The organism is Amycolatopsis sp. BJA-103, from assembly GCF_002849735.1.
In the GTDB taxonomy this organism is placed as follows: domain Bacteria; phylum Actinomycetota; class Actinomycetes; order Mycobacteriales; family Pseudonocardiaceae; genus Amycolatopsis.
In genome coordinates, this window is the sequence record NZ_CP017780.1 from 826,818 (window position 1) to 839,296 (window position 12,479).

Below are 12,479 nucleotides of genomic sequence, written 5' to 3' on the forward strand. Positions count from 1 at the left end.
AAAGAGGAGATACACCCTATGACCGACTCCACCGGAGTCACCGTGCACGAAACCGAAGCCGTGATCGACAACGGCCGTTTCGGCACCCGCACCGTCCGCTTCGAGACCGGCCGCCTGGCCCGTCAGGCCGCCGGCGCCGTCGTCGCGTACCTCGACGAAGAGACCATGCTGCTCTCGGCGACCACCGCGTCGAAGCACCCGAAGGACCACTTCGACTTCTTCCCGCTGACCGTGGACGTCGAGGAGCGGATGTACGCCGCCGGACGCATCCCCGGCGCGTTCTTCCGTCGCGAGGGTCGCCCGTCGACCGACGCGATCCTGACCTGCCGCCTGATCGACCGGCCGCTGCGCCCGTCGTTCACCGACGGTCTCCGCAACGAGATCCAGGTCGTCATCACCGTCCAGAGCCTCAACCCGGACGACCCGTACGACGTGCTCGCGATCAACGCGGCTTCGGCCTCGACCCAGATCGCCGGCCTGCCGTTCTCGGGCCCGGTCGGCGGCGTCCGCGTCGCGCTGATCGAGGGCCAGTGGGTCGCGTTCCCGACCTGGAAGCAGCTGGAAGAGGCCACCTTCAACATGGTGGTCGCCGGCCGCATCGTCGGTGACGACGTCGCGATCATGATGGTCGAGGCCGAGGCCACCGACAAGACGCTCGACCTGATCGCCGGTGGCGGCAAGGCGCCGGACGAGATCGCCGTCGCCGAGGGCCTCGAGGCCTCGAAGCCGTTCATCAAGGTGCTCTGTCTCGCACAGCAAGAGCTGGCCGACGTCGCCGCCAAGCCGACCGGCGAGTTCCCGGTCTTCCTCGCCTTCGAGCAGGACGCCTTCGACGCCGTCGCCGCCATCGCGACCGACGACCTCGCGAACGCCCTGACCATCGCGGGCAAGCAGGACCGCGACAACGCGACGGACCAGGTCAAGGCCGCCGTGCTGGAGAAGATCGGCCTGGGCGAGGGCGAAGCCTTCCAGGGCCGTGAGAAGGAGATCGGCGCGGCCTTCAAGTCGCTGTCGAAGAAGATCATGCGCAAGCGCGTCCTCACGGACAAGGTCCGCATGGACGGCCGCGGCCTGACCGACATCCGGTCGCTCGCCGCCGAGGTCGCCGTGATCCCGCGGGCGCACGGTTCGGCGCTCTTTGAGCGTGGAGAAACGCAGATCCTGGGCGTCACCACGCTGAACATGCTCCGCATGGAGCAGCAGATCGACTCGCTCTCCCCGGAGACGCACAAGCGCTACCTGCACCACTACAACTTCCCGCCGTTCTCCACCGGCGAGACCGGCCGCGTCGGTTCGCCGAAGCGGCGCGAGATCGGCCACGGCATGCTCGCCGAGCGCGCCCTGGTCCCGGTCCTGCCGAAGCGTGACGAGTTCCCGTACGCGATCCGCCAGGTCTCCGAGGCGCTGGGCTCGAACGGCTCCACCTCGATGGGCTCGGTCTGCGCGTCGACCATGGGTCTGCTGAACGCGGGTGTCCCGCTGAAGGCGCCGGTCGCCGGCATCGCCATGGGCCTCATCTCCGACGAGGTCGACGGCGAGACCCGCTACGTCGCGCTGACCGACATCCTCGGTGCCGAAGACGCCATGGGCGACATGGACTTCAAGGTCGCCGGCACCAAGGAGATCATCACCGCGCTTCAGCTCGACACGAAGCTCGACGGCATCCCGTCGGAGGTCCTCGCGGCCGCGCTGAAGCAGGCGAAGGACGCTCGCCTCACCATCCTGGAGGTCATCGCCGAGGCGATCGACGGCCCGGACGAGATGAGCCCGTTCGCCCCGCGCGTCACCAGCGTGAAGATCCCGGTGGACAAGATCGGCGAGGTCATCGGCCCGAAGGGCAAGATGATCAACTCGATCACCGAGGAGACCGGCGCCGACATCTCCATCGAGGACGACGGCACGATCTACGTGGGCGCGGCCGACGGCCCGTCGGCGGAGGCGGCGATCGACCTGATCAACGCCATCGCCAACCCGCAGCTGCCCAAGGTCGGCGAGCGCTTCCTTGGCACCGTGGTGAAGACGGCCGCGTTCGGCGCGTTCGTCTCGCTGCTGCCGGGCAAGGACGGCCTGGTGCACATCTCCAAGCTGGGCAACGGCAAGCGGATCGCCAAGGTCGAAGACGTGGTCAACGTGGGCGACAAGCTCCGCGTCGAGATCGCCGACATCGACAACCGCGGCAAGATCAGCCTGATCGTGGTCCAGGAGGAAGACGCCGCCGCGGCCGAGAAGCCCGCCGAGAGCGCCGACGCTCCGAAGGCCGACGCTCAGTAGGACTGGCAACGTACGTTGTGAAACGTCATGAAAGGGTCGTTCAGGACATTTTTCGTCCTGAACGACCCTTTCATGACATGTGAGTAAGGGATCCGTTGGCTCGTCAGGTTTCCGGGCACGAACAGCCCGTCGGCAGCACCCGCACCCTCGAGTCCACTTCGGACGGCGCGGTGGTCAAGCGCAGCGTGCTGGCGGGTGGCCTCCGGGTCATCACCGAGCACGTTCCCGCCTCCCGGTCGGTGACGGTCGGGCTGTGGGTCGGCGTCGGATCGCGGGACGAGCCGTCGTCGGTCGAGGGCGCGGCGCACTACCTCGAACACCTGCTGTTCAAGGGCACCACGAACCGTGACGCCACCCAGATCGCCGAGGAGATCGACGCGGTCGGCGGGGAGTTCAACGCGTTCACCGCGAAGGAACACACCTGCTACTACGCGCAGGTGCTCGACGAGGACCTGCCGCTCGCGATGGACCTCGTCACCGACGTCGTGTTCGAGGCGCTGTGCACGGACAAGGACGTCGAGACCGAGCGCAGTGTCGTGCTCGAAGAGATCTCGATGCGCGACGACGACCCCGAAGACCTGCTGCACGAGACGTTCGTCGGCGCGATCCTGGGCGATCACGCGCTGGGCCGTCCGGTGCTGGGCAGCGAGAAGTCCATCATCGAGATGTCCGCGTCGGCGTTGCGCGGGTTCTACCGGCGCCGCTACACGCTGCCGCGGATGGTGCTCGCGGTCGCCGGGAACATCGAGCACGGCCAAGTGCTTCGTTTGGTGCGCAAGGCTTTGCGGAACCGGCTGACCGGAACGGCGACACCGGTGCCGCCGCGCACCGGGCGGGCACGGATCGTGCTGGCGCCGAAACTCGCGCTGCACACCGACGACACCGAGCAGGCGCACGTGATGCTCGGCCTGCGGTCGCTGCCGCGCCACGACGAACGGCGGTTCGCGCAGTCGGTGCTCAACGCCGCGCTCGGCGGCGGGATGAGTTCGCGCCTGTTCCAGGAGGTCCGCGAGAAGCGCGGGCTGGCGTACCAGGTGTACTCGTCCGTCGCGAGCTACGCCGACGCCGGGCACATGGCCGTGTACGCGGGCTGTCAGCCGGAGAAGCTCGGCGAGGTCGCCGGAGTGATCCGCGAGGTGCTCGAACTCGTCGGCAAGGACGGGCTGAGCGAAGCCGAGGTCGCGCGTGCGAAGGGGCAGTTGCGGGGCGGGCTCGTGCTCGGCTTGGAGGACACCTCGTCGCGGATGTCGCGGATCGGCAAGAACGAACTGAACTACGGCCGGTATCTCGGCGTCGACGACACGGTGGCGCGGATCGACGCCGTCACCACCGAAGAGGTCTGTGCGCTCGCTCGCACTCTGCTGCACCGCCCTGGTGGCGTGTCGGCGGCGGCGGTGGTCGGGCCGTACGCTCACGCCGACGACCTTCCGGACGATCTGCACGAGGTGATCGCATCATGACCGCTGGAATTCGCGTCGGCGTGCTGGGCGCACGCGGCCGGATGGGCCAGGAAGTGGTCAACGCCGTCAAGGGCGCCGACGACATGGAACTCGTCGCCGCGCTCGACGCCGGTGACGACCTCTCGGTGCTCAAACAGGCACAGGTCGTCGTCGACTTCACCCATCCCGACGCGGTGATGGACAACCTGGAGTTCCTGACCGGCAACGGGATCCACGCGGTCGTCGGCACCACCGGCTTCAGCGGGGAACGGCTGGAGAAGCTGGGCTCCTGGCTCGCCGCCGACCCGTCGCTCGGCGTCCTCATCGCGCCGAACTTCGCCCTCGGCGCGGTGCTGGCGATGCGCTTCGCCCAGCAGGCGGCGCGCTTCTACAACTCGGCCGAAGTCATCGAACTGCACCACAACCGCAAGGCCGACGCGCCGTCCGGCACCGCCGCGCACACCGCCCGGCTGATCGGCGAGGCCCGCGCGGAAGCCGGGCTCGAACCGGGCGAAGACGCGACGACGTCCGAAGTGGACGGTGCCCGCGGCGCGCTCGTCGAGAACGTCCGCGTGCACTCCGTCCGGCTGCCCGGCCTGGTGGCGCACGAGGAGATCCTGTTCGGCGGCGAGGGGGAGACCCTCACCATCCGGCACGACTCGCTGCACCGCACGTCGTTCATGCCGGGGGTGCTGCTCGGCGTGCGCTCGGTGCTCACGCGGCCCGGCCTGACGGTCGGTCTCGAGAACATCCTCGACCTGTGAGGGCCCGCAATTTCGCGCTGGTGATGACGGCGGCGCTCGCGATCTACGTCGTGCTGCTGGCAGGCCGCGGGATCGCGCTGCTGGGCACCGGCGAGACGGTGCCGGTGATCTTCGGCATCGGTGTCCTGCTGCTGCCGCTGCTCGGGATCTGGATCATCGTGACCACCTGGCGTTCCGGCGTCCAGATCCAGCGGCTTTCGCGGCGGCTGGACGAAGAAGGCGGCCTGCCCGACGTGTCCGATCTGCCCCGGCGGCCTTCGGGCCGGGTGGATCGCGACGCCGCGGACGCCTGGTTCGACGAGCGCCGGGCCGAGGTCGAGGCGGATCAGGAGAACTGGCGCGTCTGGTACCGGCTGGCTTACGCGTACGAGATCGCCGGGGACCGGAAACGGGCCCGCGCCACGATGCGGCGCGCCGTCGAGCTGGAAGCGACCTCCCGCAACTAGAGGACTACTTGCGGGCGGTTCAGTAGTGGAACCATCCCGCGAACAGGGCGGGGGAGGCGGCCAGCAGGCTGAACCGCAGCCAACGGCCCAGGAAACCCGTGGCCAGGAAGCTCGCCAGCGGCATCTTCACCAGTCCCGCGAGCACGCTCGTGGCCATGTACGGCGGCAGCCCGACGACCGAGCTCACCCCGTAGGTGCCCGCCATCCAGTGCGGATGCCGGTGACAGCGCTCGCGAAGGGCGTCGAGCCGGGCGCGCATCTTCTTGGTGCGCGCTCGCCATCTTTCCCGGCGCGGGGTGGGCGGCCGCTCCCGGTGCAGCCGGTCGTGCAGGGGTTTCGGCAGCTTGATCGTGCCCTTCGCGGCGAGGTAGTAGAGCGTCTTCCCGCCGACCTGGCCGGCCGCGACGACGGCGCCGAGCAGCAGCCACGGCAGCGTCGGCTCGCTCGCGCACAGGCCGATGAGGAACATCTCGATGCTGACGATGGGAAGGATCGCGGAACCGAAGGCGACGCCGAACGACAGGAGCAACCAGCCCACCATCGTTGCCTCCCCGTTATCTTCGTCTTCTCCAAGTTATCAGCTGAAATACGGGTCGCACTGGGGCCAGCCCCCGTTACCGGCTTCGGGTGCGCACCAGAAGATCACCTGACCGTCGGCTCGCGGTCACCTGGCGCTGCCATCCTGGGTGCGTGGCCGACGTGCACGACGCGGTCCGCGGCAAGGGTTTCGCGGATCGCTTCGCCGACTTCTGCGCGGCCGTGGTCCGGCGCCTCCCCTTCGGGCTTTCCCGGCTGGTGGCGCCGAGTTTCCTCGGTTTCGCGCTCATCAACGGGTTCACCTTCGGGGTCGACCTGCTTCTGCTCGTGCTGCTGCGCGGCTGGCTCGGCCTGCCGGTGTGGCTGGCGATCACGCTCGCGTACGCGACGGCGTTCGGGCTGAGCTTCGTGCTGAACCGCAGCATGAACTTCCGCTCGCACGCGCCTGTCGGAAAGCAGGCGGCGCTGTACGTCGTCGCGATCGTCGTCAACTACCTGGCGTTCCTGCTCGGCGTCGGCGCGGGACTGGCCGCGTTAGGCGTCGACTACCGCCTGTCGCGGCTGATCGCCGGGGCCTGCGAAGGCGTCTTCATGTACTCGGTGATGCGCTGGGTCGTGTTCGCGAAGTCAGGGAGTGAGCTCGAGGGCGAGGGTGCCGGTGAGCCGGACTTCGCGCACGTTCGTGCTTCCGGTGTCGAGGATGCGGACGGTTCCGTCGGGGGACCAGCCCGCGCGGCGGAAGAAGCCCAGTGACGCGTGATCGGTCTGGGCGACCCAGCTGATCCCGCGCGTGGCGCCGTCCTCTCGTAGCCAGGCTGACGCGTTCGCCAGCAGCCGGCCCGCGTGCCCGCGCCGTCCCCAGCGCGGTTCGACCAGCAGCGAGGCGACGAGCGCCGTCGTCGAGGCGTCGTCGGGCAGCGATCCGTCGGCGGCGGCCACTTCGCTCTCCGGCGCCCGGCCCGCGACACAGAAGCCGACGGTGAACTCGCCTTCGGTGGCGAGGAAGACGCGCGTTCCCGGGTACTCGATCGTCTCGGCCCAGGTCTTCTCGAGTTCCACGACATCGAGCTCGGCGACGGCCGCTTCGCCGAGGAGTTCCGTGTACGCGCTTCGCCAGGTGTCGCGTTGGATGCGGGCGATCTCGGGGGCGTCGGAAACGATTGCTGGGCGGACTTCGGCGGCGGCCATGGGGAGAACTTAGTAGGTCGCCGGAAACTGTCGGTGGCGGATGGCACCATGCGGGAGATGAGCACTACGACCATCAGCGGGCCGGTCGCGCGCCGGATCGCCCTGGCCGCGCAAGGGTTCGCCGACGCGCGTCCCAGTGGCGCGGTGAGCAGACGGCATCTGCAGCGCGTGTTGTCGCGAACCCAGTTGCTGCAGCTGGATTCGGTGAACGTCGCGGTCCGCGCGCACTACATGCCGATCTTCTCCCGGCTCGGCGCGTACGAACCTTCGCTGGTGGACGACGCGGCCTGGTCGCATTCCGCCCGCAAGCCCCGGATGCTGGTCGAATCCTGGGCGCACGAGGCGAGTCTGCTGCCGGTGGCGGACTGGCCGCTCCTGCGGTCCGGGGCCAAGCGCATGGGCTGGTGGACGAACTACGCGCGGGTGCTGGAGCAGACGCCGCAGCTGGTGGACGACATCCTCGCCGTGGTCAAGGAACAGGGGCCGATCGGCGCGGGCGGCATCGAGCGCGCGCTGGAGAGCGGGTCGGGCGGTTACAAGCCCGGCTCGTGGTGGGAGCGGTCGGAGGTCAAGAAGGCCTGCGAGTGGCTTTTCGGCATGGGACAGCTGACCACCGGCACCCGGAAGTCGTTCGAGCGGCTGTACGACCTGACCGAACGCGTCGTGCCGCCGGAGATCCTGTCGCTGCGGGTGAGCCCGGAGGAAGGCGCCCGCGAGCTGATCACCCGCGCGGCCGTCGCGCTGGGCATCGGCACCGAACCGGACCTGCGGGACTACTACCGCCTCGGCCCCGACGTCAGCAAGCGGGCGGTGGCCGAACTGGTCGACGCGGGCGTGCTGGAACCGGTGACCGTGGACGGCTGGCCCGCGCCGGCGTACCGGCACGTCGCGGCGAAGGCGCCTCGCACGGTCACCGGCCGCGCGCTGCTGTCGCCGTTCGACCCGCTGATCTGGGAACGCGCCCGGACCGAGCGCATCTTCGACTTCTTCTACCGCATCGAGATCTACGTCCCCGAGCCGAAGCGGATCTACGGGTACTACGTGTTCCCGTTCCTTCTCGACGGCGAACTCGTCGGTCGCGTGGACCTCAAATGCGATCGGGCCGCCGGAGTGCTTCGCGTCCAGGGCGCCTTCGCGGAGCCCGGGGTGGACGTCGCGCGAGTCGCGAGCGAACTGGCCGGGGAACTGCGGCTGATGGCGGAATGGCAGGGGCTGGACGGGGTCGTGGTGGGGGAGCGGGGCGACCTCGCTCCCGTGCTCTCGCGCCTCGTGCGCTGAGGACCGCTTCTCCCTCACGTAAGTGCTATGAAAGGCCCGTTACTTGCAAAATTTGCAAGTAACGGGCCTTTCATAGCACTCGGGTGACCCAGAAACGAGCAAGGGACCTTTGCTCCCACCCCCGTGGAAAAGTGAGAGCAAAGGTCCCCCGATCCCCCTGCAGTCCGCGGCCTCACCTGGCCGCGCTGGTCACCACCGCGTCGCCGGTACCGGTCCGCGCCCGAACCTTCAGCACGACGTCACCTTCCGAAGGCGCGCTCTCCGCGACATCCAGCTCGCTCGACACCGACCCCGTCGTCGAAGACAGGTCGATCTCGGCGGCGACACCGCCGCGGATCCCGACCCGGACCTCGCCCGAGCCGGTGGTCAGCTCCAGCGATCCGGAGGCGGCGTCCGCCACCGAGAGGTCGCCGCTGCCGGTGCGCGCCAGGACCTCGCCCGCGACCTCGCCGAGCCAGACATTGCCGGTGCCGGTCGCGACCGTGGCCGAACCGCTCACCGACGACGCTTCGACGGAGCCGCTGCCGGTGCGCAGTTGCAGACCGGACAGGGTCGGCCCGAGCTTGATGGCGCCGGTGCCGGTGCGGACGATCGCCGAACCGTCGGCGCGCTCCAGGCCGACGTCGCCGGAGCCGGTCAGGATGTCGGCCCGTCCGGCGGAACCGGTCACCGTGACGTCGGCCGCCCCGGCCCGCACTTCCAGATGCGAACCGGCGGGTGCCCGGACGGTCACGGCGAGCGGGACGTTCTTGAGCTGCCAGGCCTTCGGAGCCTGGACGACCAGCCGGTTGCCGACCTTCTCGATCCGCGTCTGCGCCAGTGCGTCACCCACCGATGTCCGAGGGTCGGCGCCGAGCTGGTCGCCGAAGCGTTCCCCGACCCAGCTGAGCAGGCTCGTCATCCCGTCCACCCACGGCTGCTGCTCGCCGCCGTCACGGCGGACCTCGGCGTGGACACCGCTCTCGGCAGTCAGCTCGATGGTCACCCGGCCGATGGCCACGCTCACGTCGATCTCGATCGGGCCCTCGGCCTCGAACTCTTCGACGCGCACGGTCTCTTCACCGGCGGGAATGTTTTCCTCGGTCATTTCCGTCCCCCTCAGCCCTGGACCCAGCCGTGCAGGTGCGAACCGGCACCGCCGCCCGGCTTCTGCTTGTACTGCCAGTGCTCGCTTCCGCTCTTGCCCAGCGCCCCCTGGACGGCCTGCGAAACGAACGTGTTCAGCGAAACGCCCTGAGAGGCGGCCGCGGCTTCTGCCTGGCCTTTGACCTGCTCGAACAGGCGTAGCGTGATCCGGGTGATGTCGCCCGTGTCGACCTTGGGGGCGCGCGGGGTCTCCCGCGGCGCCTCGTGGCGGGGCGCGGACTGCTCGGCGCTCTCGCCGGAGCCGGTGACGACGACGCGCACGTCGCGGCCGTCGAGCCGGACGTCGACGACGTGCCCCGGCAGCGCCGAGGTCACTTCGGCGGCCAGATCGGCCAGGGCGTTCATGATGGTCAACCGGGCGGCGGGCTCCAGTGCCGACGACAGCAGCGCGGCAGCGCGCCGCGTCTGCTCGTCGCCGGCCGAAGCCGTGTTCGCGAGGTCCTCGCGAAGGCTTGTGATGTACGGCGTCAGATCCATGACACCACTATGACGTCACTTCTGATGTCAGTCAAGGAGTCGATGGTGTCACCGTGATGTCGCCGGGGTGTCAGAGAGGGCTGCGGTTACGCTGCCGGAGTCGTGGAGCAGGGGTCGAAAGGGAGTGCGAACGTGGCCGAGACCGTGTCACCCAAGGTTCAACTGATCGCGAAGACGGAGTTCTTCCCGCCGTCGGACGTACCGTGGTCGACCGACGCCGACGGTGGTGAGGCGCTGGCCGAATTCGCGGGCCGGGCCTGCTACCAGTCCTGGAAGAAACCGAACCCGAAGACGGCCACCAACGCCGGGTACCTCGAGCACATCATCGACGTCGGCCACCTGTCGGTGCTGGAGCACGGGTCCGTCAGCTTCTACATCACCGGCATCTCCCGGTCGTTGACGCACGAGCTCATCCGTCACCGTCACTTCTCGTACTCGCAGCTCTCGCAGCGCTACGTCCCGGAGCGCGACGCCGCGTTCGTCGAGCCCGACGTCATCGCGCAGGACCCGGAGCTGCACGCGAAGTTCCTCGCCGCCTCGCAGGCCGCCGTCGACGCCTACACCGAGCTGCTCGCCGGGCTGGAGGAGAAGTTCGCCGACGTGCCGAGCGCGACCCTGCGCCGCAAGCAGGCCCGCCAGGCCGCCCGCGCCGTGCTGCCGAACGCGACCGAGACCCGCATCGTGGTCACCGGCAACTACCGCGCCTGGCGTCACTTCATCGCGATGCGCGCCACCGAGCACGCCGATGTCGAGATCCGCGCCCTGGCCATCGACTGCCTGCGTGAGCTGCAGAAGGCCTCGGGCAACGTGTTCGCGGACTTCACCATCTCCGCGCTGCCCGACGGCACCGAGGTCGCGTCCAGCCCGAAGGTTCTCGAGGGCTGATGCGACGACTCGCGATCGACGTCCGGCCCGGTGAGTACGCGGTCGCCCGCCTCGCCCCGGACGCGCCGATTCCGGCGAATCTGCTCGACCCCGGCGAGCCCGTGCTGATCTCCATCACACGGACGCCGGAGGAGCTGTCGGTGATCTGCCCGGCGGGCCTCGCGCCCGCCGGGGCCACGGTCGAGGACGCCTGGCGGCTCCTGTCGGTCCGCGGGCCGCTGGCCTTCACGCTGACCGGCATCATCGCGGCGCTGTCGAGCGAACTGGCCGCCGCCGGGGTGGCGCTGTTCTCGATCTCCACATTCGACACCGACCACGTGCTGGTCCGGGCCCCCGAGCTGGAACGAGCGGTGAAGGCCCTCCGGGAATCCGGGCACGAGGTCACGGTCTGATCCAGAAGCGGGGAGAAGGAACCTTTCGGGGCGCGAACGGGTCCGAGTTAGCATCCTGCGCGAACCGAAGGAGCACCGAACCTTGACCGACGAACAGACCCGTCCGTACGGGCCGCCCCAGCAGACGTATCAGGCCGCCGGCGCGCGGATCGTCGCCGGCCGATACGCCCTGCTGGGCGAGCTCGGCCGCGGCGGGATGGGGATCGTCTGGCGCGCTCAGGACCAGGTGATCGGCCGCCAGGTGGCGATCAAGGAGCTGAAGTTCCCGAACGCTCCCGAGGACGCCTCGGTGCTCACGGAGCGGATGCTGCGCGAGGTCCGCTCCGCCGGGCGTCTCAACGACCCGGCCGTGGTCACCGTGTTCGACGTCGTCACCGAGAACAGCGCCACGTACATCGTGATGGAGCTGGTCGAGGCGCCGACGCTGGCCGATCTGGTCCGCGAGCGCGGGCCCCTGCCCGCCCAGCAGGTCGCGCTGGTGGGCGAGCGGGTGCTGTCCGCGCTGCGGGCTGCGCACGCCGCCGGGATCGTGCACCGCGACGTCAAACCCGCGAACATCATGGTCGCGCCGGACGGCCGGGTGAAGCTCACCGACTTCGGCATCGCCCACGCCGCCGACGACCCGCGCCTGACCACCAGCGGCATGATCGTCGGCTCACCCGCGTTCATGGCGCCGGAACGGGTCGAAGGCCGCGACGCGATGCCCGAATCCGACCTCTGGTCGCTGGGCACGACGCTGTTCTTCGCCGCCGAGGGCATCGTCGCGTTCGAACGGTCGACCACCGCGGCCACCCTGCACGCGATCATGACCGAGGCGCCGTACCTGACCAGGGTCCAGGGCCCGCTGGCCGCCGCGATCCTCGGCCTGCTGGTCACCAAACCCGAAGCGCGGATGTCGTACGACCAGGTGGGCAGCCTGCTCTCGGCCGCGCAGGGCGTGCAGGCCCAGCCGACCCCGCCCTCGGGCGGCACGGCGATGCTGCATCCCGGCCAGCCGATGACCCGGCTCGCGCCCGCCCCGGCGAAGCGCAACCTCCGGCCGCTGTGGCTCAGCCTGGCCGCGGTCGCCGTGATCGGCGCGCTGGTCGGCGGGATCTTCCTCGGCCGCTGGATGGTCGCGCCCGAGGTGAGCAAGCAGGCGCAGCCCACTTTGACCTACGGCATCAACGGCCAGGTCAAACTCGACTCGTCCTTGGGCGACTGCTACAACGTGCCGCTCAAAGACGGCATCAACCTGGCCGACAACATCAGCTGTGACAAGGACCACCTGCTGGAGGTCTTCGCCAAGGGCAGCCTGCTCGACGTCGAGTCCTCTTCGGACGACGACGCGCAGGAAGCCACGTATCCCGGTGCCGAAGCCGTCAGCCGGATCGCCGAAGCGCTGTGTTCGGCGACCTTCAACTCGAACGCCGTCCCGGCGGCGCAGCGGTCAGCGCTGATCTGGCGCCCCGTCGTGCCGACCGAGGCCGAATGGCTCCGTCCGCCCACCGAGGAGAATCGGAACTACTCCCGCGGGTTCTTTTGCCTGCTCGCCAAGGCCGACGGCAGCCAGATCCCGTCGCCGATCAAGACCAAGGTCAAATAGGTCACAGAGAGTTTGCGCCGAGTTCGCCCCAACCACGGAAAATCTCCCGCATTCGTAGGGAACGACCACGT

12 protein-coding genes and 1 pseudogene are annotated in these 12,479 nt (G+C 69.3%); 9 read left to right on the forward strand and 4 right to left on the reverse strand.

What is annotated here, in order from left to right; all coding sequences use genetic code 11:
• The first annotated feature begins 18 nt into the window (after window positions 1–18).
• The 4 genes from BKN51_RS03805 to BKN51_RS03820 all read left to right on the forward strand — a co-directional run bounded on the left by BKN51_RS03805 (window position 19) and on the right by BKN51_RS03820 (window position 4,920).
• Entirely contained in the window at window positions 19–2,271 is a 2,253-nt protein-coding gene (locus BKN51_RS03805) for a polyribonucleotide nucleotidyltransferase (protein ID WP_101606294.1), read from the forward strand.
• Window positions 2,272–2,366: 95 nt separating this feature from the next.
• A complete protein-coding gene (locus BKN51_RS03810; RefSeq protein WP_101606295.1) occupies window positions 2,367–3,731 on the forward strand; it encodes a M16 family metallopeptidase in 1,365 nt (454 codons plus the stop codon).
• Window positions 3,728–4,474 (forward strand): 4-hydroxy-tetrahydrodipicolinate reductase, encoded by a 747-nt coding sequence (gene dapB, locus BKN51_RS03815; protein WP_101606296.1) that lies wholly within the window; start codon window positions 3,728–3,730, stop codon window positions 4,472–4,474. The genes BKN51_RS03810 and dapB overlap by 4 nt, the downstream gene beginning before the upstream one ends.
• Window positions 4,471–4,920, forward strand: coding sequence for a tetratricopeptide repeat protein (locus BKN51_RS03820; RefSeq protein ID WP_101606297.1), 450 nt, complete (start codon window positions 4,471–4,473; stop codon window positions 4,918–4,920). The genes dapB and BKN51_RS03820 overlap by 4 nt, the downstream gene beginning before the upstream one ends.
• A 19-nt stretch (window positions 4,921–4,939) precedes the next feature.
• Here the strand turns inward: BKN51_RS03820 and BKN51_RS03825 are convergent, their stop codons facing one another.
• The gene (locus tag BKN51_RS03825; protein WP_101606298.1) at window positions 4,940–5,461 is read right to left on the reverse strand and encodes a YqaA family protein; all 522 of its coding nucleotides are present in this window, start codon (window positions 5,459–5,461) and stop codon (window positions 4,940–4,942) included.
• A gap of 323 nt (window positions 5,462–5,784) precedes the next feature.
• On the opposite strand from BKN51_RS03825, the pseudogene BKN51_RS44090 reads away from it, so the two are divergent.
• A pseudogene (locus BKN51_RS44090) lies at window positions 5,785–6,018 on the forward strand (GtrA family protein); the annotation flags it as partial.
• 66 nt (window positions 6,019–6,084) lie between these two features.
• Here the strand turns inward: BKN51_RS44090 and BKN51_RS03835 are convergent.
• A complete protein-coding gene (locus BKN51_RS03835; protein ID WP_233224242.1) occupies window positions 6,085–6,645 on the reverse strand; it encodes a GNAT family N-acetyltransferase in 561 nt (186 codons plus the stop codon).
• 57 nt (window positions 6,646–6,702) lie between these two features.
• Between BKN51_RS03835 and BKN51_RS03840 the strand changes: the two genes are divergently transcribed.
• Window positions 6,703–7,923: a winged helix-turn-helix domain-containing protein gene (locus BKN51_RS03840; protein WP_101606300.1), complete on the forward strand. Its 1,221-nt coding sequence runs from the start codon at window positions 6,703–6,705 to the stop codon at window positions 7,921–7,923.
• 172 nt (window positions 7,924–8,095) lie between these two features.
• Here BKN51_RS03840 and BKN51_RS03845 read toward each other — a convergent pair whose 3' ends face one another.
• Both BKN51_RS03845 and BKN51_RS03850 read right to left on the reverse strand, forming a co-directional pair.
• Entirely contained in the window at window positions 8,096–9,010 is a 915-nt protein-coding gene (locus BKN51_RS03845) for a DUF4097 family beta strand repeat-containing protein (protein ID WP_101606301.1), read from the reverse strand.
• Between the two features lie 11 nt (window positions 9,011–9,021).
• Window positions 9,022–9,546: a toxin-antitoxin system HicB family antitoxin gene (locus tag BKN51_RS03850; protein ID WP_101606302.1), complete on the reverse strand. Its 525-nt coding sequence runs from the start codon at window positions 9,544–9,546 to the stop codon at window positions 9,022–9,024.
• Between the two features lie 132 nt (window positions 9,547–9,678).
• On the opposite strand from BKN51_RS03850, the gene thyX reads away from it, so the two are divergent.
• The 3 genes from thyX (at window position 9,679) to BKN51_RS03865 (ending at window position 12,408) form a co-directional block, all read left to right on the forward strand.
• Window positions 9,679–10,431, forward strand: coding sequence for an FAD-dependent thymidylate synthase (gene thyX, locus BKN51_RS03855; RefSeq protein WP_005156312.1), 753 nt, complete (start codon window positions 9,679–9,681; stop codon window positions 10,429–10,431).
• Window positions 10,431–10,823: an ACT domain-containing protein gene (locus BKN51_RS03860; protein ID WP_101606303.1), complete on the forward strand. Its 393-nt coding sequence runs from the start codon at window positions 10,431–10,433 to the stop codon at window positions 10,821–10,823. Before thyX ends, BKN51_RS03860 begins: the two co-directional genes overlap by 1 nt.
• Window positions 10,824–10,905: 82 nt before the next feature.
• Window positions 10,906–12,408 (forward strand): serine/threonine-protein kinase, encoded by a 1,503-nt coding sequence (locus BKN51_RS03865; protein ID WP_101606304.1) that lies wholly within the window; start codon window positions 10,906–10,908, stop codon window positions 12,406–12,408.
• Window positions 12,409–12,479: the final 71 nt, after the last annotated feature.